At 59.0% G+C, this 23,919-nt stretch carries 17 protein-coding genes; 15 read left to right on the forward strand and 2 right to left on the reverse strand.

All coding sequences use genetic code 11. The annotated features are described in order from the left end of the window. Nucleotides 1-25 precede the first annotated feature (25 nt). The 4 genes from ACWUI2_RS17650 to ACWUI2_RS17665 all read left to right on the forward strand — a co-directional run bounded on the left by ACWUI2_RS17650 (nucleotide 26) and on the right by ACWUI2_RS17665 (nucleotide 6,295). A complete protein-coding gene (locus tag ACWUI2_RS17650; RefSeq protein WP_486984169.1) occupies nucleotides 26-1,699 on the forward strand; it encodes a hypothetical protein in 1,674 nt (557 codons plus the stop codon). Beyond that, nucleotides 1,699-3,624 carry a cytochrome c biogenesis protein gene (locus ACWUI2_RS17655; protein WP_486984170.1) on the forward strand — a complete coding sequence of 642 codons (1,926 nt, stop codon included), beginning with the start codon at nucleotides 1,699-1,701 and terminating at the stop codon, nucleotides 3,622-3,624. The genes ACWUI2_RS17650 and ACWUI2_RS17655 overlap by 1 nt, the downstream gene beginning before the upstream one ends. A 600-nt stretch (nucleotides 3,625-4,224) precedes the next feature. Continuing rightward, nucleotides 4,225-5,550, forward strand: a complete 1,326-nt coding sequence (ltrA, locus tag ACWUI2_RS17660; RefSeq protein WP_486981817.1) for a group II intron reverse transcriptase/maturase — start codon at nucleotides 4,225-4,227, stop codon at nucleotides 5,548-5,550. Nucleotides 5,551-5,734: 184 nt separating this feature from the next. Continuing rightward, nucleotides 5,735-6,295, forward strand: a complete 561-nt coding sequence (locus ACWUI2_RS17665; RefSeq protein WP_486984171.1) for a flavoprotein — start codon at nucleotides 5,735-5,737, stop codon at nucleotides 6,293-6,295. A gap of 12 nt (nucleotides 6,296-6,307) precedes the next feature. On the opposite strand, the gene ACWUI2_RS17670 is transcribed toward ACWUI2_RS17665, so the two are convergent. Further along, a complete protein-coding gene (locus ACWUI2_RS17670) occupies nucleotides 6,308-8,122 on the reverse strand; it encodes a sensor histidine kinase (RefSeq protein WP_486984172.1) in 1,815 nt (604 codons plus the stop codon). Between the two features lie 100 nt (nucleotides 8,123-8,222). Between ACWUI2_RS17670 and ACWUI2_RS17675 the strand changes: the two genes are divergently transcribed. Further along, complete coding sequence (locus tag ACWUI2_RS17675) at nucleotides 8,223-9,998, forward strand: proline--tRNA ligase (protein WP_486984173.1); 1,776 nt, start codon at nucleotides 8,223-8,225, stop codon at nucleotides 9,996-9,998. Between the two features lie 60 nt (nucleotides 9,999-10,058). Here ACWUI2_RS17675 and ACWUI2_RS17680 read toward each other — a convergent pair whose 3' ends face one another. Then, the gene (locus tag ACWUI2_RS17680) at nucleotides 10,059-12,086 is read right to left on the reverse strand and encodes a BCCT family transporter (protein ID WP_486984174.1); all 2,028 of its coding nucleotides are present in this window, start codon (nucleotides 12,084-12,086) and stop codon (nucleotides 10,059-10,061) included. Between the two features lie 480 nt (nucleotides 12,087-12,566). Here ACWUI2_RS17680 and ACWUI2_RS17685 point away from each other — a divergent pair, with 480 nt between their 5' ends. The 10 genes from ACWUI2_RS17685 (at nucleotide 12,567) to ACWUI2_RS17730 (ending at nucleotide 23,889) form a co-directional block, all read left to right on the forward strand. Beyond that, on the forward strand, nucleotides 12,567-13,601 hold the full coding sequence (locus ACWUI2_RS17685; RefSeq protein ID WP_486984175.1) for an NAD-dependent epimerase: 1,035 nt from the start codon (nucleotides 12,567-12,569) through the stop codon (nucleotides 13,599-13,601). A 10-nt stretch (nucleotides 13,602-13,611) separates the two neighbouring features. Continuing rightward, entirely contained in the window at nucleotides 13,612-14,913 is a 1,302-nt protein-coding gene (locus ACWUI2_RS17690; RefSeq protein WP_486984176.1) for an O-antigen ligase family protein, read from the forward strand. A gap of 25 nt (nucleotides 14,914-14,938) precedes the next feature. Next, complete coding sequence (locus tag ACWUI2_RS17695) at nucleotides 14,939-16,087, forward strand: glycosyltransferase family 4 protein (RefSeq protein WP_486984177.1); 1,149 nt, start codon at nucleotides 14,939-14,941, stop codon at nucleotides 16,085-16,087. Nucleotides 16,088-16,094: 7 nt separating this feature from the next. Next, nucleotides 16,095-16,844 carry a hypothetical protein gene (locus tag ACWUI2_RS17700; protein WP_486984178.1) on the forward strand — a complete coding sequence of 250 codons (750 nt, stop codon included), beginning with the start codon at nucleotides 16,095-16,097 and terminating at the stop codon, nucleotides 16,842-16,844. Further along, nucleotides 16,841-17,977, forward strand: a complete 1,137-nt coding sequence (locus ACWUI2_RS17705) for a glycosyltransferase family 4 protein (RefSeq protein WP_486984179.1) — start codon at nucleotides 16,841-16,843, stop codon at nucleotides 17,975-17,977. The genes ACWUI2_RS17700 and ACWUI2_RS17705 overlap by 4 nt, the downstream gene beginning before the upstream one ends. Further along, nucleotides 17,974-19,182 carry a glycosyltransferase family 4 protein gene (locus ACWUI2_RS17710; RefSeq protein ID WP_486984180.1) on the forward strand — a complete coding sequence of 403 codons (1,209 nt, stop codon included), beginning with the start codon at nucleotides 17,974-17,976 and terminating at the stop codon, nucleotides 19,180-19,182. Before ACWUI2_RS17705 ends, ACWUI2_RS17710 begins: the two co-directional genes overlap by 4 nt. A 43-nt stretch (nucleotides 19,183-19,225) precedes the next feature. Next, nucleotides 19,226-20,437 (forward strand): La RNA-binding domain-containing protein, encoded by a 1,212-nt coding sequence (locus ACWUI2_RS17715; protein ID WP_486984181.1) that lies wholly within the window; start codon nucleotides 19,226-19,228, stop codon nucleotides 20,435-20,437. Next, nucleotides 20,434-21,588: a hypothetical protein gene (locus ACWUI2_RS17720; protein WP_486984182.1), complete on the forward strand. Its 1,155-nt coding sequence runs from the start codon at nucleotides 20,434-20,436 to the stop codon at nucleotides 21,586-21,588. The genes ACWUI2_RS17715 and ACWUI2_RS17720 overlap by 4 nt, the downstream gene beginning before the upstream one ends. Then, nucleotides 21,588-22,028, forward strand: a complete 441-nt coding sequence (locus ACWUI2_RS17725; protein WP_486984183.1) for a VanZ family protein — start codon at nucleotides 21,588-21,590, stop codon at nucleotides 22,026-22,028. Before ACWUI2_RS17720 ends, ACWUI2_RS17725 begins: the two co-directional genes overlap by 1 nt. 70 nt (nucleotides 22,029-22,098) lie before the next feature. Beyond that, the gene (locus ACWUI2_RS17730) at nucleotides 22,099-23,889 is read left to right on the forward strand and encodes an ABC transporter ATP-binding protein (RefSeq protein ID WP_486984184.1); all 1,791 of its coding nucleotides are present in this window, start codon (nucleotides 22,099-22,101) and stop codon (nucleotides 23,887-23,889) included. Nucleotides 23,890-23,919: the final 30 nt, after the last annotated feature.

A 23,919-nucleotide genomic window follows, 5' to 3' on the forward strand; every position in this document is an offset into this window, starting at 1 on the left:
CTTTTTGATTGAAACTCACCGAATTGTGAACCAGCCAACCGACGAAAACCAAGCGAACCAAAGGGCGGCCCCGGCGGCCCCGCAACCGCGGAAGCGCTCGAAACGGCCTGCTTCCCACCAAGGCCCGTGGTGGAATCTGGTCCACATCTTCGGCTCCTTGAAGCTGGCGATGACGTTGTTCGTGGTGATCATCATCGCCTCGGCGATCGGGACCATCGAGGAGAGCCGGTTTGACGCCCGGGTGGCGCAGCACAAGATCTACAACGCCACCTGGTTCACTTTTTGGCTGGTGGTGCTCTGCATCAACCTGGCCGCCGCCGCGCTGACCCGCTGGCCATGGCAGAAACGGCACACCGGTTTCGTGGTGACCCATTCCGGAATCATCATTCTGTTGATCGGATCGATCATCGGCAAGCACATGGGGATCGAAGGGTCGATGACGTTGAACGTCGGCCAGGAGGCGAAGCGGCATTTGTTTCTGGCGGAAATGGCGATCCAGTTCGGCGATCCGGCCCGGGAGCAGGTTTACCGCGGGTCGTTCCCGCTTGATCTGGTGCCGCCGAACGAGGCGAATCCGGTCCATTATCCGATTCCCGGTTATCAATCCCGGGCGTTGTCGGCCCCCTTCGCCCGCCTCGGCACCCGCTTTTTCAACCGGGATCCGATCGAGCCGACGATGGTGTTCGATCAATTCACCAATCGTTTGGTGGAGGAACGGTCGATCGTCGCGACCCCGGGAAGTCCCGGCAGCGCGGTGCGGTTGGAAATGCGCAGCGCGATGATGGGGGCGGGGCATCCGGTCGAGGTCGAATTGATCACCGAACCGGCGGACCGTTCCTATTACGATCTCTCCGGACTGGCCCAAGTGACGCTCGGGTCGAGCATCGTCCGTTCGTTTGAAGGAATGGAGTCCCCCTCGCCGCTGATGCAATTGCGGGTCCGGAGCGATGCCGAAGTCGAGTATCATGTGATCAATTCCCGGGGGGAAGTGAAGCAAGGCGTGCTCGCCGTCGGCGAATCGTTTGAAACCGGCTGGGCCGATTGGACCGTGACTTTGACCGAGGCTTTGCCGGAGGCGCTGTTGAAAACCGTTCTTTACGAAGACCGGAGACTGCGGGAAAACGGCGGTTACACCGGCGTGCGCGGCTGGCTCGATTGGGGGGACGGCCGCCGGACGGAGCCCCGCTGGTTCGTGGCGGGCGAGTCGCACCTGGTGACGATGGATTACCATCAGATCCGTTTCGCGTTCGGTTACCGCCGGGAGGCGTTGCCCTTCAAAGTGGAGTTGCTCGATTTCGAAGTGCCCCGCGATCCTGGCACCGAGAATCCGGCGAACTTCACCAGTTACCTCCGGTTCACCGATTTGACCACTGGGGAAACCGCCGAAGGATCGTGCGGGATGAACGTTCCCGCGATTTTCCCGACCGGTTTCCATCGTCTGGTGACCGGCAACACCTACAAGTTTTCCCAAGCCTCCTGGAATCCGGACGACCTTTCGGAGAGCACCGTGCAGGTGCTCCGTGATCCAGGCTGGTTGTTCAAGTGGGTCGGTTCGCTGACGATTGTGGTCGGCATCTACCTGATCTTTTTCGCCCGCTCGTTCCGCCACCGGCGGCCTGAGGACATCATTGACGAAATCGAACCTGAGGCCATCGAAGGACCCGGCGGAAAGCGGAAGAAAGAACTCGTTTCCAAGTAATGAAAAACCGTATTCACAACCTGGTTCTGGCGGTCCTTGTCGCGACCGTGGCGCAGACGGCGGCCGTGTCGGCCCAACCCGCGGAGCTTCCGGCTCCGGACGAACTCCTTCATTCGCACGGCGAAGGCGAGATGGCTCCGCACGAGCATCTTCATACCTTGCCGCCGCGGTCGGAGACGGCGGCGGTCGAACCGGCCCGCTTGATGCCGCCGCATGATTACTCGGAGCTGGAGAGCCTGGTGATCCTCGAAGGCGGCCGGAAGAAGCCGCTGTTGACCTTTGCCCGGGAATCGCTCCTGACGATCGCCGGACGGAGCCGATTCGAGATTGCTGACGGGGTCCGGGTCGAGCCGATGCCGTTCGTGGTCTCGATCTGGTTGAGCGGCCGGGATTGGTCGGGTCAGCCGTTGATCCTGTTAAATTACCCGGAGTTGAAGGAAAAACTCGATTTGCCCTTGGACCGGAGTCGATTCTCGTTCCGGGAGATCGTCGGCAGCGACCGGTTCCAGGAGCTTTACGCCGAAATGGAACGGGTCCGGGAAGAGGAAGGGACGGAAGCGTTTTCCGAGTTGCAGGAAAAACTTAATGAAGTCGCCTATCGGTTGAGCGTCTTCCAAGGGATGCAAAACGGCACCGCCTTCACCGTGGTGCCGCATCCGAGCGATCGCAAGGGAGCTTGGGTCTCGGTGCCGGAGGGAGAACTTTATTATAGCGGCGAACGATGGACGGAAGTCCGGGCGGCGACGGTGCAGCTCTTCGCCGCGTATCACAAGGAACTCATGAGCGAGGAGGAGCGGGAGGCGATGGGCCTCGATTTCGCAGCCGCCTCGAGGAATTACCGGGAATTGCTGGCGGCCTTGTCTCCGGAGGTGATGCCGACTCCCGGAGTGGTCAAGGCGGAGTTGGTTTACGAGAAATTTGGCTTCTTTCGCTGGGCCTGGATCCTCTGTTTGGTCTCGTCGCTGGTGGTGGCGGTGACTTGGACGGTGGGACGGAAGCCTGGCTTCGTTTTCGGAATCGTCGGGTCGGTGGTCGCATTGCTCCTCCTGACGATTGGAATGGCGTTGCGGGTCTATATCTCGGGCCGGGCCCCGGTGACCAACATGTATGAGACGGTGGTCTGGGTCGGATTCGGGTTGATCCTTTTCGCGTTGATCTTCGAATTGAAATATCGCTGCCGGTATTATTTGGTGAGTGGCGTTTCCTTCGCGGCGGTTTACCTCATCTTGGCCGACAGCGTGCCGGCGATCCTCGATCCGAGCATCACTCCGCTCACGGCGGTGTTGCGGGATAATTTCTGGCTGACCACCCACGTGTTGACGGTGACCATCAGTTATGCGGCGTTGGCTTTGGCGTTTGCCCTCGGGCACATCGTCCTCGGACGACAAATCGTTTTCGGACCCGGGGTGGAGGAGCACAAGATGCTTTACGCCTACATTTACCGGGCGATGCAGGTGGGACTTCTGTTGCTGACGATTGGGGTCATTCTCGGCGGCGTCTGGGCGAATTATTCCTGGGGCCGTTTCTGGGGCTGGGATCCGAAGGAAACCTGGTCGTTGATCGCGATCCTCTGTTATCTCTTCCTGATGCACGGTCGCTTGGTCGGCTGGTGGCGCGGGTTCGGGATGTCGGTCGGCGCGGTTTTGGCGTTCCAGAGCGTTCTGATGGCCTGGTATGGGGTGAACTTCATTCTTGGAGCGGGCTTGCACAGTTACGGCTTCGGAGCCGGCGGCGATGAGTACGTGGTCGCCTTCGTGGTCGGTCAGTTTCTGTTCGTGGGCGCCGCCCTTTACCGCCGTTATCCGGGCAAAGGCAAAGGCCGGCGCGGACCGGGCGGCGGCGGTGGGGAGAAAGCGATCCGCCCGCCGGTGACGCCCGAAAAGCCGACGGTGAAGACACCCGAACCGGTCGGCGTCGAATCGTGACGGACTGAGTTGCGGAACTCCAACGATTCTGAGGACTAAGGTTGGAGTCCCGCCTTCAGGCGGTCTTTCCATGACGCAAGGACCGCATAAATGCGGAACTCGTGCGTCATCAAGTCGCAAACGTCTGACAGGTGCGAGACCTGTTCCGGGCAAACCGTGCGCTGCCCGCGAATCGAACCGAAACTGCGTCGCCGCGAGGCGGGGTGGAGAGCAACGGAAAGAGAGAATGCAGACCATAACGAAAGTGAACCTGATACGGCCGTCATGCGGGCCGAGCCTGCGGGTTGTTGAGCGAAGGCACGCGCGACGAATGAGTCGCGACTCATGGAGGGCGGATCCCACGGCAAAGCCCTGCCATGGCTGCATGGAGGTGGTTGGGGATAGTATGCATTCAAGGACGTCTGCGATGAAGATGAGAGATCTGATGGGAAAGGCCGACCTGTGTCCGACACCGTCCCGGAACGAGCGCGACCGGGTTACCAACGCTCAGCCAAATCGGACGTCCCGTCGCCCATCAGAAGTCAGAGTCCTCGTAGGAGCGATGAATCCGGGTAACTCCGGAGGAGCAAAGGAGGGCAGGAAGATGAAAGGAAGTCGCTCATGACCGAAGGACCAACCCCGTCGCAAGTGCCGGAAACGGCTATCCAGGACGGACAGGCCCGCGAGTTGCGCAAACGACTCGGAGCCGACCCTTTGGTCTGGACCGATCCCATGCTGGCAGCCCTCAAATCGGGGGTGAAGGGAGGCAAGTGGTTCAGCCTCAAAGACAAACTCTACAGCCGTCGCACGCTGCAACATGCCTGGCATATTGTGGCAAGCCGCAAGGGCGGTGGAGGAGTCGACAAGATCAGCCTGCATCAGTATGGCGAGCAACTCGACCTTCGGTTGGGCAAGCTGGAAGCCAAACTCAGAAGCGGGCGATATGAACCGAACCCGGTGAAACGAGTGTATATCTCGAAACCGGGAAGCAAAGAGAAACGCCCCTTGGGCATCCCGACCGTGGAAGACCGCATCGTCCAAACGGCGATGCTGCTGGTGATCGGACCGATCTTCGAGATCGGGTTCTCGACCCACAGTTACGGTTTCCGTCCCGGACGCGGCTGCAAAGACGCGCTTCGGGAAGTGGACGGTCTGCTCAAGGAAGGATACGAATGGATAGTCGACGCCGACCTCAAAAGCTACTTCGACACGATCGACCATGACATGCTCATGGCGCTCGTGCGCGAAAAGGTGGCCGACGGGATGGTGCTCGACTTGCTGGAATCCTACCTGAAACAAGGAGTGGTCAACGAACTCAAGGACTGGGAACCGACGGAGAAAGGCACGCCCCAGGGAGCGGTGATCTCACCGCTGCTGGCGAACCTGTATCTGAACGGACTCGACCACCTGCTCGCTGCCCGGGGCCACAAGATGATCCGCTACGCGGACGACTTCGTGGTTCTCGCGCGAAGCAGGGAGGAAGCCGAAATGGCCCTCGCCGCGACCTCGGAATGGACTCGCGGGCGCAAGCTTACGTTGCATCCCGAAAAGACGCGGTTGGTGACCCATCGGGAAGGCTTTGAGTTCCTCGGTTACCGTTTTGAAAACGGAAACCGCTATGTCCGGCAGAAAAGCCTGACGAAGTTGCGCGCAACCCTGCGACCGAAAACCAAACGAACCAATGGCGTTTCGCTGAAGGCGATCATCAAGGAGATAAATCCGGTGCTGGTCGGGTGGTTCGGGTACTTCAAAGACGCCCACAAGAACACCTTCGTCTGGATGGACGGTTGGGTGCGGATGCGTTTGCGCAGCATCCTGCGCAAGCGTGCCGGGCGCAAAGGCCGCGGCCGCGGACTCGACCACCAGCGCTATCCGAACAAGTACTTCGCCGAGATGGGATTGTTCAGCCTTGAACGGGCCCATCGGGAAGCGTGCCAGTCTCGATAAAGAGCAATCATCAACCGGAGAGCCGGATGCGGGAGATCTGCACGTCCGGTTCGGAGGGAGGGGCGGGGCCTCGGCCCCGTTCCTACCCCTATCAACGAAGCCGGTTTGCATCGGCGCTGTGGACTGGGACTGGCGTTGGCTTTTCGAATTGCTCCGGCGGGTGGGCTGATGTTTGTTGGGGGGCATGACACAGCCGTTGAAGGGGAAGACGATTTTGGTCGGGGTTTCCGGATCGATCGCCGCGTTTCGGGCGGCCGATCTGGTGAGCCAGTTGCGCAAGGTCGGGGCGGAGCCGTTCGTGATCATGACGCGGGCGGCCGAGCAATTCATTACCCCGATGACGCTCCAGGTCTTGAGCCGCAATCCGGTGGCGCGAAGTCTCTGGGATGAAGGAAACGGCTGGCAACCGGGACATATCGAATTGGCCGACAAGGCGGACCTGCTGCTGGTCGCTCCGGCGACGGCCGATCTGCTGGCGAAATTCAGTCACGGCTTGGCCGACGACGAACTCACCTCGGCATATCTCGCTTGCCGGGCCCCGGTTTTGATCGCCCCGGCGATGAACGGCAAGATGTATTCCCATCCCGCCACGCAAACGAACATTGAAACCCTGCGGGCCCGCGGCCACGAGTTCATCGGTCCGGAAGAAGGGATGCTCGCCTGTGGGTACGAAGGGCAGGGGCGGCTTTGGCCGGTCGACAAGATCGTGGCCAGAGTGGTGGAGATGCTGGGAGGCGGGGGTTAGGGGTCGGCGGTGTTACCGGGATGGAGCGCCGAGGGGATCGGCGAGTTCTTTGGGGGATTCTTTCGCCGAGGCGGCTGGATTGATCGGGTGGCGGATGGTGAAGGTGGAGCCGTAGCCGTAATCGCTGGTGACTGAGGCCACGGCGCCGAGGGGTTGGCACATTTTGTGGACGATATAAAGCCCGAGGCCGGAAGAGGATTCGCCGCCGGTCGGTCGGGTGGAAAGGTGGGCGAATTTTTTGAATACCCGGTCGAGTTCCTCCGGTTTGATGCCCGGGCCCTGGTCGATGATTGCGATTTCGACCTGGTCGCCGGAGAGGCGGGTGCGCACGGTGACTTCGGTGTCGGGGGGGCTGTATTTCAGGGCGTTTCCGATCAGGTTGTTGAGGCAGATTTCGATCCAGCGCTGCCTGGTCGGGATGTCGCGGTCGGCCGAGGGGTCGAGTTTGACTCGGAGCCGGATTGATTTGCGGGCGGCTCGGCGGCGGAAACGGTCGGCGGCTTCTTGGGCCAGGTGGTTCCAGTTGGAAGGGTGAAGCTCGAGGCGGCCATGGAAGCTTTCGATCGCGGAGACGTTCAGGATGTCCTCGATCAAGGTCAGCATTTCCTCCCCGGACCCCTGGACTTCGGCCAAGGCGTTTTGGAGGTCGGTGGAGGCGGCGGGGGGATTCCGGCGGAGTTCGTCGCAATAGGCGATGATTCCGCCGAGGGGATCGCGGAGGTCATGGGCGACGAGGGCGAGAAAGTCGTCTTTTTCCCGATTGAGAGAGGAGAGCGTTTGATTGGCGTTCGCCAGTTCCTCGGCGGTCGCGGCCAAGGTCCGGCGTTGGGTTTCGACCTCATGGTTCACCCGGGAGAGGTCGGCGTTGCGGGCTTCGAGTTTTTTCTGGTGGCGGTTGATCGCCGAGACGCAGACGACGGCGACGGTGAGGGTGATCAGGAATCCGATGGCGAGGTTAAGACGAAGGCTTTCTTTGAGAGGGGCGAGGAGATCGGATTCGGTCTGTTCGACCATGAGGAACCAGTCGAATTCGGGGAGAAACCGGCTGTTGAGGAATCGGGTCTCGCCCTGGTTTTGATAACTGAGGCTTTCGACGTTGCCGTCGAGCAAAGCGTCGGCGAAGGAGGCGAGGCCGGAGATATCGTGCAGCGTGGTGCCTTCGACGTATTTGCGCCCGGAAGAACTGAGGACGATCCGCCCGTCGCGGTCGGAGAAAAAGATGCTGCGGCCGAATCGTTCTTCGTATTCCTCGATCAGGCTGTTGACGCGGGTGACGGTCATCCCGGTTCCGGCGGCGCCGATGTATTCGCCGTCGAAGTCGAACACCCGGTAGTTGATGAAGATGGTCATCGCGTCTTTGTTGGCGAGATCGGGGTCGACGTTGATTTCGAACGGCTCCTCCATCTGGCGCACGCGGAAATACCATTCGTCGCGGGGTTCGTCTTCGCGAACCTGCTTTAGGATACCATCGGCGTAGTAGTAATTGCGGGAGATCTCGGAGACGAAGAAGCTGGTGACCGTGCCATATTCGCGGCGGATTTCGTGGAGGTAGCGGCTGAGTTGCTCGGGGTTTTCTTCCCCGTCGAGGGTCCACTGCCGCAGGAAAGCGTCGTTCGCCATCATCGAGGAGATGAAAATCGGCTGGAGGAGGTCGCGCTGGATGACGGAGTAAATGTTGTCGGAAGTGAGGGGCAGGGCGCTGTCGGTGATGGTTTCCCGGATTTTTTCACGGGAGACGAAATAGCTGCTGATGCTGCTGCCGGTGAAGCCGATCAACAACAGGAAGCAGACTACACTCGCCAAGCGGTAACGCGATTCGACGCCCATTGGGAGGATGAAATGCGGGTTTTGGGTTAATTTCAACCGGTTTTTAGTTTTGCCATCCGGTTGATTTTCGGGGCATGTTGCCGGTTTATTTTTTCAACCTATGGAATTTTGGTCAAAGAGCTTCATTCCGACTCTCAAGGAGAGTCCGGCCGACGCGGAGATCGCCTCCCACAAACTGTTGATCCGGGCGGGTCTGATCCGGAAGATCGGCGCCGGAATTTACGCCTATCTGCCGCTCGGGCTGCGGGTGTTGCGCAAGATCGAGACGATTTGCCGGGAGGAGATGAATCGCGGCGGGGCGGTGGAGCTTTTGATGCCGGCGTTGCATCCGGCGGAGTTTTGGCAACGGGGTCCCCGTTGGGAGGCGGCCCGGGAAGTGATGTATGCGGTCGGCGACGCCGGCGCTGCGGCGGAAGGACGGAAAAAACAGGAAGAGGCGCAACTGGTGTTGGGGCCGACCCACGAGGAGATCATCACGCCGTTGATCGGCAATGACGTTTCGAGTTACCGGGATTTGCCGCGGAATTTCTATCAGATCCAAACCAAATTCCGGAACGAGATCCGGCCGCGGTTCGGATTGATGCGGGCCCGGGAGTTCCTGATGAAAGACGGATACAGTTTCGATGCCACCGACGAAGGGGCGACCGAGGTGTATCACGTGATGCGGGCGGCGTATGAGGCGTTTTTTGCCCGATGCGGACTCGATTTCGTGGTGGTGGAGGCCGACACCGGGGTGATGGGGGGAAGTTTTTCCCATGAGTTCATGGTTCCGGCGGAAATCGGCGACGACGATGTGGTTTATTGTCAGGAAAGCGGCTATGCGGCGAACCGGGAGAAGGCGCGCAGCAAATTGATGCCGGATGACTTCGCCGACGCGGAGCCGACGGGTGAGTTGGAGGAGTTCGCCACCCCCGGCGTGACCACCATCGCGGGGCTGGCGGAGGCTCCTTACGGGATCCCGGCCGAACAGCAGTTCAAGACGCTCGTCTATATGGCCGACGGCAAGCCGCTGGTCTTGATTTTGCGCGGGGAAGACGAGTTGGAGGAAGCGAAAGTGGGCGCCCTAGGGTTTTCGTTGTTCCGTCCGGCGACGGCGGAGGAAGTGGTCCGGGTGATGGGAGCGGCTCCGGGAAGCCTGGGGGCGATCCGGGGAACGATCGCGAAAGCGGGCGAATTGGCCGGAGTTTTCGCCGACGAAACGATCCGGTTGATCGGCAACGGGGTGACCGGAGCCAACAAGGATGGTTACCATGTGCGGAACGTGAACGTCGCCCGCGATTTGGAGATCACCCGCTTCGTCGATATTCGCCGGGTGCGCGCCGGGGAGCCGTGTCCGCTGTCGGGGAATCCGTTGCGGATCCGGCGGGCGATCGAGGTGGGACATATTTTCAAGCTCGGGACCAAATACAGCGAGAAACTGGAAGCGACCTTCACCGACGAGTCGGGGCAGGTCCGTCCGATGGTCATGGGTTGTTATGGAATCGGAATCAGCCGGACCTTCCAATCGATCATCGAGCAGGGCCATGACGCGAACGGCATTGTTTGGCCGTGGAGTGTCGCGCCCTACCATGTGGAAGTCGTCTTGCTCGATCCGGCGAACGCGGAAGTCCGGGAAGCCGGGCTGGCGATCGCCAAGGCGGCGGAGGAAGCCGGCGCGGAGGTTCTGGTCGACGACCGGGAAGAACGTCCAGGGGTTAAGTTCAAAGACGCGGACCTGATCGGCATCCCGTTGCGGGTGACCGTCGGCGGCCGCGGTTTGAAGGAAGGGATCATCGAGATGAAGGAGCGCACCAGTGCCGACGTCGAAAAGATCGCCCTCGCCGACGGCCCCGGACGGGTGCGGGAAATTATCCGCGAAAAGCTCGGGGCGAAGTAGAGGGGGCCTCGGACCGTTTCATCGCAGACATCACAGACAGGAATGTCCGTGCCACCCCTTCTACCGGAGGGATTGGAGGAAGGCTTGGTGGCGGGCGTATTGGTCGAGGACATCGTGGATGATCTCCTCGATCGAAAGTCCCATGATGTCGTAGTCCTGGCTCCCTTCCCGGAGATGAACTTCGGCGCGGTAGTATTTCAACTGTTCCGCGCGCGACGTTCGGGTGTCGTCCAAGGCGAAGGCCGGCGGTTCGTATTGGCGGGGACGGACCTCGTAGAAAAAGTCCATCTCGTGGCCGTGGAGAACTTCCAGCCAGACCCGTCCGTCGGGGCGGCGGTCGATCCGGGTTTCCAGGTTCTGCTTGGCGAATTCGCGGGAGACGTTTTCGAAGGCGGCCTGGACGGTCTCGTTGAGAAAGTGATCGACCTCGGCCCGCTTGGGGTGGTGGGCGAGCGCGCGTAACCGCCGTTGCCAGGAGACATGGGCCGGGCCTCCGCGCGGCATGATCCACGCTTCCTTAAGGCTGGTCCGGCGAAGCGTTTCGATATTGAGCGCGCGGAAGAGCCCCCAGCACATCAGGAGCATTACCACGACAAACGGGAGCGCGCTGGCGATCGCCGCGGTTTGCAGGGCATGCAGGCCATCCATCGCGTTGGCCGCGCCCATCGCGCCGGCCAATAGAAGGGCGGCTGCGATCACACCTTCGGTGATCGCCCAGAAAATCCGTTGCCAGACGGGCGGATCATCCCGTCCCCCGGAGGTCAACATGTCGACCACCAACGAGCCGGAGTCGGAGGAGGTGACGAAAAAAGTCACGACCAGCAATGTCGCGATGAGCGAAACGAATCCCGACCAAGGGAGGTTTTCCAGCATGGCGAAGAGGGCAACGGAGTTGTCGGCTTGCACCGTGCCGACAAGATCCTGCACCCCCTCCAGCATGACCATGTGGATGGCGGTGCCGCCGAAGACGGTCATCCAGAGAAAGGTGAATCCGACCGGAACGAAGAGCACCCCGGCGACGAACTCGCGGATGGTCCGACCTTTGGAGATCCGGGCGATGAACATGCCGACGAACGGCGCCCAGGCGATCCACCAGCCCCAGTAAAAGATGGTCCATCCTCCGATCCATGCCGCGGCCTCGGAGTCCGGCTGGTAGGCGTAGAGGTTGAAGGTCAGATGGGCGAGTCCGGAAAGATACGCCCCGGTGTTTTGGACGAAGGCTTGCAGGAGAAAGACCGTCGGCCCGGCGATCAGGACGAACAGCAACAGGAAGACGGCCAGCACGATATTCAGTTCGGACAGCCGGCGAATCCCTTTGTCCAGTCCGAGAACGACCGACAAAGTCGCAACGGCGGTGATGGCGACGATGAGGGCGACCTGCAGGTTGGTGGTGTTGGCAAAGCCGAAGAGATGGTTGAGTCCCGCCCCGATCTGGGTGACGCCGATGCCAAGCGATGTGGCGACGCCGAACAAAGTGCCGAGGGTCGCCAAGGTGTCGACGAGGTGACCGGCCGGCCCGTGGATCCTGTCGCCGATCAATGGATACAAAGCTGACCGAATGGTCAAAGGCAGGTCGTGGCGGAACGCGAAATAGGCGAGGGCCAGGGCGACGACGGCGTAGATCGCCCAGGCGTGCATTCCCCAGTGGAAGAAGGTGAGGCGCATTGCCTGGCGGGCGGCTTCCACGGATTCTCCTTCGCCGGTGGGGGGCGTGGCGTAGTGCATGATCGGCTCGGCGACCCCGAAAAACATCAGGCCGATTCCCATGCCGGCCGAGAAGAGCATGGCAAACCAGGAGACGTAACTGTAATCGGGTTCGGTGTGGTCGCGTCCAAGTTTGATTGCGCCGAAACGGGAAACGGCGAGGAAAATCACGAACACTAAAAAGAAGGCGACGGCGAGCACGTAGAACCAACCGGCCGATTCGGTGATCCAGCCGTGGACGGACTGGAAAAGATCCCCGGCGCCTTCCGTATCGAAGACGGCGTAAGCGACCAGGAGCGCGGAAAAAACCGCCGAGCTGATGAAGACGGGCGGATTGATTTGGATCCGAGCCGGGGAGGGTCGTGATTTTGATTCGTTTTTCATGAGCAAAAAGAGCCTACCGGAAATCGAGACGCCGACAAAGAGATTAAACCGGAACGCCTTGGAGCCCGCATGGGAGGCGATTTAGCGAATGGACTCGCACCGGAGCGGACGTCCGGACCCCGACGGATCGACCCGGCGGAGACCGTGCCGACCCTTGGGGATAATCACTACTCCGGCCTCCATGAGGCCTGCAAGGGGACGGGGGGAGGTCCCCAGGAAGTCTCAGGAATCCGGAGGAGGTTTTGGCAGGCGGTGACCCTACCGGCACTCCGGGTAGGGGCCTGATAGCGGTTCAATCGGCCGCCCGTTATAATCACTACCCAATCGGGATGCCAAGCGCGGGTTCCGGTGATCCGATTCATTCCGGATCTTCCCGAAGTGGGGAAGTGACGGGGCGAAGCTCGCTCAACTTCCGAAAGGATACGACTGGACCGGGTATTTTCAACTCTCTCTCAAACAACTCTCTCAAGGAAAATTCGCATGAAAATTTTAGTCACCGGAGCCGCCGGCTTCATTGGTTTTCACACCGTCCAGCGTCTGCTCAACCGTGGAGACGAAGTGATCGGGGTCGACAATCTCAACGACTATTATGACGTTCGCCTGAAGTTGGCCCGTTTGGCTGAACTGGAGGGACGCCCTGGGTTCATCTTCCTTAAGGAAGACCTGGCCGACCGGCCGGCGATGGAGGCGTTGTTCGCGGAGCATCGTCCGCAGCGGGTAATCCATTTGGCGGCCCAGGCGGGGGTCCGGTATTCGCTGGAGAATCCCCACGCGTATGTCGACAGCAACCTGGTCGGTTTCATGAACATCCTCGAAGGGTGCCGTCATCATAGGGTCGAGCATCTGGTCTACGCGTCTTCCAGTTCGGTGTATGGCGCGAACCGCGAGATGCCGTTCTCGGTCGATCAGAACGTCGATCATCCGGTGAGCCTTTACGCGGCGACCAAGAAAGCGAACGAACTGATGGCGCACACTTACAGCCATCTCTATGCGCTGCCGACCACGGGTCTCCGTTTTTTCACTGTTTACGGACCATGGGGCCGGCCCGACATGGCGTATTTCAAGTTCACCGAAGCGATCGAACGGGGAAAGCCGATCCAGGTATTCAATCACGGGAAAATGCGCCGGGACTTCACCTACATCGACGACATCGTGGAAGGGGTCGTCCGCACCTGCGATCGGGTTGCCCGGGGAAGAGAGGACGAGGAGGCTCCCGAATGTCCGTCGCGGGGAGCCGGCAACGCGCCGTATCGTATCTATAATATAGGTACGCATAGTCCGGTGGAGTTGATTCGATTGATCGAAGTCATCGAGGAGCGCCTCGGGAAACGAGCGGAAAAGGAGTTTCTGCCGATGCAGCCGGGCGATGTGCCGGCGACCTACGCTGATGTCGAGGATCTGCGGAAGGATGTCGGTTTCGAGCCATCGACGCCAATCGAGGAAGGAATCGGACGGTTCGTGGATTGGTACAAAGCGTATCAAGCGAAGTCCGTGCTCCAGCCGGTGAGCGGGTGATTATCGACTGATGAACGAGCTTTTGTATTCAGGGATCATCGAGCTGTTCCTTTACGGATCGGCGGCCTTCTTGTTCTTCCGCAAGAAGGAGTTGGTGATCATCTATATGCCGATGCTCTTCTTCACCCGGAACCTGGTGGGCGACCCCTTCATCCGGGCCATGCTCTGGTATCTGCTCATCACCGGATTGCTGGTTTACAGCGCCCACCGGTTGAACCTGATCAAACGAATCAACCTGCCGGCGGTCCTGTTGTTCTTTTATTTTACGATCCTTTTTATCCTCTCGGATGACATGCGCGGGACCCGTTCCAACTATCTGGCGATGTATTCGTTGATCGGGGTCTTCTGCATCGCGCCGGCTCTCTACGCGAAATACGGGAAAAATGTCATCTATGAAAATCTCTACAAGATGGCGGGGATCGTCCTCTTCCTCTTTGTCGCCAATTGCATCATCTCCTCGCTTACGGGATACGCGCCGCGGCCGTTCTACGGTCAAACCACCGGAATCGTTTACGGGAATATGGCGCCCACCAATTTCATGTTGGTGCCGGTCGCGTTGTTCATCTTTCTGATCGCCAACATTCATAAGGTATCCTGGTTCAACCTTACCCTCAGTTTTCTCGGATTCGCCTTTGTCATGGTATCGATGCGCCGGACGGCGGCGTTGGCGGCATTAGTCGCCGTGGGGTGTTTTCTGATGATGTTGCTCCTGGAGAAGGACAAACGGCGCTTCGTCCAGTTGGCCTCGGCGGTGGCGGTCATTGTGGTGATCGGATTCCTGTTCACCGACATCGATGAACAGTTCTCTGAGCGGTATGAAAGCCGCTTCGAGGATGGGACGGTTGTATCCACCGATGAAGGACGATTTACCGACCACCAAATGGTCTATGACGACATTTTTGTCCACCAGCGATATAGCGCGGTCTTCGGATACGGATTCTTCGATAGTCCGGGCAACTACGGCGGTGGCGTGCATGGCCCCAGCCGTCCGTTGCACCCGGATATTCCGGTGATCGTCCACGCTTCGGGCGTCGTGGGATTGTTCCTGTATGCGGCAATGATCGGATTGGGTTTCCTCCAGTCGTGGCAAGCGAGCCGCGGATCACGGGAGCGAGTCTTGATCCTCTTTTGTCTGATCATCTTCGGGATTTTCACGTTCTCCGGACGAATCACCGAAACCTCCTACGCAATGGGACTTTTTCTCCTGTTGTTTTTGCCGATAGCCGGAGCCGACCTCGTCTCGAAGCGGCCGGTGGTCGCGAGAAAGGCGGAGGCTCCCAAACCCGAACCCGAGACCGTCTCCGTCCAGTGACCGCCATCTCCAACATCTCCATTTTATGAAAAGACCGACGATCCTCTTTTGCGACGACAAGTATATAGCACTCTTACACGACCCATGGTTCAAGTCCGGAGGAGCGACCAAGCAGGTCGTGGCGTGGGTCGACGGTTTGATGGCCAGGGATGTCGACGTGAAGGTCGTCGGCGCTCACTCCAGTCGGTCGGTGTTCGAGAAGAACGATCACTTGATTCGGTCTTACGATTCGCGAAAAGGCATTCCAAAGCTGCGCTACCTGTATGTGCGGATACCAGGGATGCTGAAGGCGATCGTTCGGTCGCGGGCCGATTACGTGTATTACGGGATTCCGTCGGCATTTGCGGGAGTCTTGGCCGGATGTTCGAGGATCTTGAAGAAAAAATTCATTCTCCGGGTCTCGAACGATTTCTTCGTCGACGAACGGGCCCGGGGGAAGTTCGACGCCTTTCGCTATTTCTGGTTTTGGCTCGGGTTTCGGTTGGCGGATTACATCCTTTGTCAGAATGATTATCAGCTGGCCCAGCTGAAGGCGAAGTATCCGCAAAAGTCGTTCAAAATTGGCAATCCGTATCTGGGGGAGATCGCCGCCAAGCCACGTTCGTTGGGGGAACGCCGCCATGTGGCGTGGATCGGGATCTTTCAACATCAGAAGAACCTCCCGTTGTTGCTGGAAATCGCCCGCCGGATGCCGGAGGTCTCGTTCCGGATCGCCGGAGGGAACGACAATCCCTTGAGCCAGAAGGACCAGAACGCCTTGGCGGAACTGCAATCCTTGCCGAACGTTTCGATGGCCGGGTTCCTGAACCGGGAGAAGGTCCTGGAGTTGTTGGACGAATCGTATCTTCTGCTCAACACCTCCCATTACGAGGGGTTTTCGAACACTTTTCTGGAGGCGTTTTCACGAGGGACCCCGGTGCTGACTCTTCCGAAAAACGATCCCGACCGGATCATTCAAAAACATGAACTCGGGGCCGTCTTTAGTGATATCGAAACGGCATGCAAGCGGATCCGCCAGTTCGGCCGGGAGGAGGTCGCCTTTGATCGGGCCTCCGCGAACACCGTGCGTTACATGCGGCAGAACCATGATCTTTCGCGGCAAACCCGCGAATTTCTGCGGTTGATCGAATGGACCGAAGAACCGGCGGCATTGGGACGTCCGGTCGAAGCATAAGGAAAAAGTGGAAAACCGAATCGCACAACCGCTGGTCATCGAGTTTGCCGGGCATGCCGGATCCGGGAAGAGCTTCCTCCGGGAACGTTTGGTCGCGGACCTCGATGGCGTGTTTGACATCTCGGCCAATGGCGATCTTGGAATCCGGGATGTAGTGGTGTTTTTCCTGCGGCATCCCGTCACCGCATTTCTGATACTTCGCCTGGTCTGGCATGCTCGGCCCCGCACGGTCGGTCTGGCTCGAAAAGCCTTTCTGAAGTTTTTGGTTTATCAACTGAAAATGAAGCGGGCCGAACGCGCCGGGGCCCCGCTGGTGGTCTGTTGCGAGGGGATGTTGCATCGGTTTCGGATGTTGAAATCGAACTCCCGCCGGGCGGATCTCGCTTATCCCGATCTCCCCCGGGCGGTCCGGCGGAATTTGTTCCACAAGGCTGATTTGGTCGTTTTCGTGACCGCCTCGTTGGAAACGACTTCGGCCCGCCGAGTGGCCCGCGATGAGGAAGCACGGATGGAAGGGCTGGAGGCGATGGTCGCTCGGAAGAAGGATTCGTTCGCCGGCTCGCTCGCCCGCACCGAAGCGGACATCCGAAGCGCGCAGGAGGAACATCGGTTTCACTATCTGCAGATCGTCAACGAGACGGACTCCCCAATCGAAGAAAACCTGAAAAAGATCCGGACGGAGCTCGCGTTGTTATGCCGCAACAAAATGTCGGTGCCATCTCCTTTGAGCCAACCCCAGATCGCGACCCAGAAATGAAGATTCTATTTACAGCAGGCAGCCTGGAACGGGGAGGGAAGGAGCGGAGAATGCTTTCCTTGATGGAGGATTTGGCGGAGCGGGACGTTGAGTTGGCGTTGATCGCCGGATCGACGAGTCCCCTTCTGGAGGAAGCGCGTCCCTTGTGCCAAAAGGTTTATGAATACCGCGCCCGGGCCAAGTCGTTCAACCTGCGGGAGCATTTGCGGGCGGCGGAAGAATTTCGGCCTGATCTAATCCATTCGTGGAATCGAAGCTGCACAACCTATTCGATCCTTGCGGGATGGCGCCATCATTGCCGGGTGGTTACGAGCGAAATCACCAACGCCCGGCCGGTCGGGGCGTGGACGGCGGAGTTTTGGGCGACCCGGTTCAACTTCGCCGGATCCGCCGTGGTGCTGTCGAATTCCCACGCCGGAGTGGAAGCGAAGCATGCGCCGGAGAGAAAGTCCGAAGTCATTTACAACGGTTATCGCTTCTCCCGGTTGAAGGAGGTCAATCAACGGACCTACGCGCATCTCCATCGGCCGGGGTATCTGAACGTAGTGATGGCCGCCCGCTTCACTCGGGAGAAAGATTTTGAGACGGTTTTGAAGACGGCCCGGTTGGCGGAGGAGCGGGGACTCCCGTTGGCCTTCGTCTTAGCCGGCGATGGTTCCGGACTCTCCCGTTGCCAGAACGCAGTGAAGGCGGCCGGCCTGGGGAACGCGGTCTTCCCCGGCCATGTCGCCGATATCGACAATTTGTTGTGCCAGATGGACGTGGGAATTCTGGCTACTGATCCACGTCACCACCAGGAGGGAATTCCGAATTCGGTGATGGAGTGTATGGCGCACGGGTTGCCGGTGGTGGTCAGTGATGGCCCGGCGATCCCTGAAATCGTCAAAGACGGCTGCAATGGATTCATTGTGCCGCCCCGGAATCCGGAGGAACTCCTGGAAAAGTTGACCCTATTGGCCAAGGACCGGCGCTTGGTTGCCGGGCTTGGGGAGAATGCGGTTCGAACCGTCAAAGAACGATTCGATCTGGCGACCATGGGAGACCGGTTTATGCGGATTTACCGGAAGGTCCTGGATGGTCGGCTCGGCAAACCGGTGGAAACGGTGGAAGTGGCAACGGAGTATCAAAAATGAGCATGTATCCGAATTTTGAAACATCCTCCAACGGATCATCTGTTCTGGTGACATTGCGTGACCTCCAGGACGAGGAAAGGATGGGAGGTATCGGCAACTATTACAAGGCCTTGCGCCCGCACCTGAGTGCCGCCGGATGTTATTTCACGGTTGGGAAGCGCCGGGGAATGTCCGGGTTGGGTCGCGGATTGCAGCAACTCTCCGCCGATTATTTGCGGTTGTGGCGGGACCTCGGGACCGGCAAAGGAAAAATGGTCCATGTGAATCCTTCGCTCACCCGCAATTGTCTGGTTCGCGATGGGATTTCGTTGGCCCTTGCGCGGGCTCGGGGCAAAAAGTCTCTGGTCTTCTTCCGGGGATGGGACGAAAACGTCGAGCGGTCGATCGATCACCGGTGGCGCGGGCTCTTTCGGAAGTCATTTGGCAACGCGGATGGAGCGGTGGTCCTGTCGCGGAAATTCGCCGACTGCCTGCGAGGCTGGGGGTATCGCGGTCCGGTCTTCATTGAAACGACCACGGTGGACGACGCGCTTTTGAGCGCGGGTGAGGATTCCCGGGCGGGCCGCCCCAAAAATGAGGGGCCATTGAGGATTCTGTTTCTTGCGCGGGTTGAGCGTGACAAAGGAATCTATTCGGCAATCGATGCGTTCGCCGGATTAGGCGAGCTCTGGCGGGGGAAGGTGGAACTCTCGGTGGCTGGCGTCGGCGGCGAAAAAGCGGCAGCGGAGGAATACGTCCGGCGGCGAGGCATTGCGGGCGTTCGATTTCTTGGATACGTCAGCGGCGCGGACAAGGCGGCGGTATACCGTCAATCGGATCTTTACCTCTTTCCCTCGAGCCATGGTGAGGGAATGCCGAACTCGGTTTTGGAAGCGCTCGCGTTCGGTCTGCCGGTGATTGCGACTCCGATCGGCGGGTTGGCCGATTTTTTCGAGCAAGGGCAGATGGGATCAGTGATCGAATCGACCGACCCGGAAACCTTGCGGGCCGAGATCGTGCGCCTCGTTGAAAATCAGGAAATCCGGCGCGCCATGGGCGAACGGGGCGCCGTCTTTGCCCGTGAACATTTTCTGGCGAGTGCCGTCGCTCGCCGGCTGGAAGCGATCTGGAACGCATTGCTTTCGGGGCGTGCGGAGCCCGGCCGGACCTATTCCTGGCTGGAGAAAAACGCCACCGCCCGGGACGAAATCCACTCGGCCGCCTAAACAATTTCTCTCCTCCAAAGATAAACCTCACGAACCAACGTTTATGTCTCAAACTTCGACTCAAGTCCGTGTTCCCGGGGGCAAAGCCCGGGCGGACCTTATTCGCTCTCTCGATCGACTGCGCTCGTACGCCGAAAAAGAATCATTCGCCGGATACGACCCTTATGACGCGCTGAACGGCTGGGCTCCGTTCTGGCTGGGCGGAAAATGGACCCAGGCGGTTTACACTCAGATCCACAAACGGAATCCGGTCAATTTGCGTCCGATCCTCGGCATTACGAAAGGACGGAATCCGAAGGGCATCGGACTTTTCCTGGGCGCCTACTGCCGCATGGCGAGGGGCGGGGCCGAGGCTGCGCAAAAGGTGGCGACGGGATTGTTCGAATGGTTGCTGGCAAATCAATCACCCGGTTACGGCGGCAGTTGCTGGGGGTATAGTTTCGATTGGGTCAATCCGGTCAAGACGGTCAAGGCGGGCGTGCCTTCGGTGGTGGTGACCGCCTTTATCGCCAAGGGGATCTTCGACTACTTTCGACTCACCGGAGACGAACGGGCCAAGGAGACGTTGCTTTCCTGTTGTGATTATGTTTTGAATACATTGCCCCGGGTCGAGAAGCACCAGGAGGTCTGCTTCAGTTACACCCATTTGAAGAAAGACTGCGTGTTCAACGCCAACATGTTGGCGGCGGAGATCCTGGCGATGGGATTCGCTGTGGGAGGTCCGGGGGAATTGGCCGATTGGGCTCGGAAGGCGACCGACTTCACGGTGGCCCGTCAGAAGGAAGATGGGCGGTGGAATTACAGTTATGACTGGGAAACCGGAGCGGAGCGGGCGCAGATCGATTTTCACCAAGGCTTCGTTCTCGATTCGATCGACGCGGTGGTCCGATTGTTGAATCTCAACGATTCGATCTACCCGTTGGCGCTTCGGCGCGGGGTGCGGTTTTATTTCCACGAACAGTTCCATCCGGAGGGCCGTTCAATGTGGCGGCTTCCGAAGGAGTGGCCGGTCGATATTCACAATCAGGCGCAGGGAATTCTGTCGCTGACCCGCCTTCGGCGGATGGATCCCGGCTACCTGACCTTCGCGGAGCGGATCGCTTCGTGGACGATCGAAAACATGCAGGATCCGGAAGGATATTTTTATTACCAGAAGTTTCCGAATGTGACCAATCGGATTCCCTACATGCGGTGGGGGCAGGCCTGGATGCTCCTGGCATTGACCGAACTCAAGGAAACCCTGGAGGCGCTATGAGAGGCAAGTTGATCGCAGAGAAAGAACGAAACGCGGGCCGTTTGCTGGTCTACCTCGGGCACCCGGCGCATTACCACCTTTTCAAGGAATGTATCCGGCATTACCGGGAACGGGGAGCGGTCCGAATCTTGATTAAGAAGAAGGACATCCTGGAAGACCTTCTTAAACGGGCGGGGCTCGACTACGTGAACATCTTCGATCGCGAACGCGGAAGTTCGCCGGTCTCCACGGCGGTTGCGATGATGCGCAAGACCGCGGCGGTGATGGCGGAAGCCCGGAAGTTCAAGCCGGACGTGATGGTCGGAACGGCCGCCGAAATTGCTCAAGCGGGAAGAATGCTCGGAATTCCCTCATTTATCTTCGAAGAAGATGATGTTGAGGTTATCCCGCAAATGGCCTGGGCCGGTTATACGTTCGCCCACCATTTGATCGCGCCCCGTTGTTGCCGAATGGGGCGGTGGGCGAAAAAGACGATCGCCTACGACAGTTATCATGAATTGGCGTATCTTCATCCGAACCATTTCATTCCGAACCGCAAAGTCGTGGAACGATGGATACCGACCGACAAGCCTTTTTATATCATTCGCTTTGCGAAACTCGGGGCGTTCCACGATGGTGGCAGGAAAGGATTGACCACCGAGGTGGCGGAACGGGCGATTCGGTTGCTGGAAAAGCGAGGGCGGGTCTATATCACTTCGGAGCGCGAACTCGAGCCGCAGTTCGAGCAATACCGGATGGCGATCGATCCGTTGGACATGCACCATGTGATGGCGTTCGCCGATCTGTATTTGGGCGACAGCCAGACGATGGCCGCGGAGGCGGCGGTGCTGGGGACTCCGGCGATCCGGTTCAATGATTTCGTTGGACAAATCGGATATCTGGACGAATTGGAGCACGAATACGAGTTGACCTATGGCATACCCACGTCCGAACCCGAGAAGATGCTGGAGTTGGTCGGCCGACTGGCTGGTCCGGGGAAAAAAGCGGAGTGGGCCGCGCGGCGCGAGCGGTTGCTCCGAGAGAAGATCGATTTTGCCGCCTTTATGATTTGGTTGCTCGGTCGGTATCCGGCGAGCGTGGCCGAGTTGGAGCGGGATCCGGCTTGCCAGTTCCGCTTCGGATCCTCCGAGACGCAAAGCGTATGCACTTGATGAATCCACCACTCGCCGGACATCGGTCCGCTCCCGCCGAGGAGAAACGCCGTTCGCTCTTCGTGCGATTGATGCCTTATTTTATTTTGGCTTACATTCCGGGGGTGCTCATTCTCCACGTGATTCCTACGGGGAGCGTTGGACTCAGCGACGGCGCGTTGAGCGGAACGGAAGTTGGGAGTTTCCGGCTCGATCGCCTGTTGCACTTCGGAATGTTTCTACCGTGGGGACTTCTGGCCGGAACGTGCGGCGACCGGGTCCTCTGTCGCCGCGCGGGATGGTGCCTCCTGGCTGGACTCGTTTTGGCCGCCGCGGCGGAAGGGGCGCAATACTGGGTTCCGTATCGGAATTTCAGTTGGAACGATCTCGCGGCCAATCTGCTCGGGGTCCTGGCGGGTTTCGTGTTGATGGCCATGGGACGCTTCGCGTGGCGTCGATGATATTTCTCTCTCTTTCTCTCTCGTGTGGCGTTCCCGGCCTTCCGGCACGCCTGAACCTAAAGACAAAACCATGCTCGATCTAATCAAGAAATTACTTTTCATTCTCCCGTCCTCGGACAAATGGAAATTGGCTGGCCTGCTGACCCTGATGATTATCGGGTCCGCTTTGGATGTGTTGGGGGTCGGGATGATTCCGGTTTTCATATCGATCGTCGCCAATCCGCAGCGGGTCCTGGAAGTGGAGTTTTTGCAGCCCGTCTTTGAATATTTTTCAGTGGAAAGCGGACGGGACCTCCTGGTGATGGGAGGCATCGTGCTGATCATTGTTTTCGCGGTGAAGAACGCCTATTTGGTGGCATTTCATTACGTGAAGGCGCGTTTCCTTTACAACCGGGGAGCGATCATTGCGAACCGACTGTTTCGTGGATACATGAACGCTCCCTACACCTTTCTCCTGTCGCGCAATTCCTCGGAAATTTTGCGCAATGTCACCCAGGAAGGGAATATGGTGGTCGGGCATGTGTTGGGACCGATCCTGAAATTGGTGATGGACGTCCTATTGATTCTTTTGGTCGTGCCGCTTCTTTTCGTCGTTAATCCGATGATCACGTTGGTGGCGATCGGCATCTTTCTGGTCGCGGCCGGGGGATTCCTGAAGTTGATCCGGGGAAAAATCCAAACCTTCGGGTGGCGGGCGCAAAAGCAACGGAAAGTGATGATCCAGGCGGTCAACGAAGGGGTAGGGGGAATGAAGGATATCCGGGTGCTCCAGCGGACGAATTGGTTCGCCCGCCGATTCCAGCGCTCGGTGATACGGTATGCCAACGCTCAAATATTCCGGGATATTACCCGGCACATGACCAAGCCGATGTTGGAAACCGTGGCGGTGGCTTCGATGCTCGGGATCGCCTTGTTCCTGTTCTGGCAAGGGCAAAGCGTCGATATGGTGATCACGATCCTCGCCCTCTTCGGGGCCGCGGCGATCCGGTTGATGCCTACGATGAAGGAGATCGTCGACGCGGTGAACAGCCTTCGTTACTACAGCAATTCCGTCAATGTCATCTATAATGAGATCCAGCGCCTGGAATCGATGCCGCAAGCGGTTAAGAATGATATCGGCGTGCGGGCGCCGACTCTGAAGCGGGAAGTCCGGTTCGAAAATGTTTCTTTCGCGTATCCGGATTCCAACTTCGCGGCAATCAAGGATCTTTCGCTGGTGATTCCCAAAGGCAAGGCGGTGGCTTTCATCGGACCCTCCGGAGCGGGAAAGACGACCGTGGTCGATCTCCTGCTTGGGTTGCTGGAGCCGCAGCAGGGAAGAATCACCATGGATGGGATCGACATCGGCGAGGATATCGAAGGGTGGCGACAAAACGTCGGATATATTCCCCAGTTCATCTTCCTTTCCGACGACACCCTGCGGAGGAACATCGCGTTTGGATTGCCGGAGAAGGCGATTGACGAAGAACGGCTCTGGAAGGCGATACGATCGGCGCAGTTGATGGATCTGGTCGACAATCTGCCGGACGGCATCGAGACGGTGATCGGCGAACGGGGAGTGCGTCTCTCCGGTGGGCAGCGGCAGCGGATCGGGATCGCGCGGGCGCTGTATGAAAACCCGAGTGTGTTGATCATGGACGAAGCGACCTCGGCGCTCGATCACGAAACGGAGCGCTGCGTGATCGAATCGATCGAGCGGCTGAAAGGCGAGCGCACGATCATCATGATCGCCCATCGCCTCAGTACGGTCCGGAACTGCGATTGCCTCTATATGCTGGAAGAAGGGCGGGTGAAAGATTCCGGGAGATTCACGGAACTCTCGGGCCGGAACGCCGAGCTCTGCGTCGAAGCGGTCCGGTGATAAAACGAACGGTTTCAATCGAAAGGAAAC

The organism is Verruconatronum alginivorum (assembly GCF_056590205.1).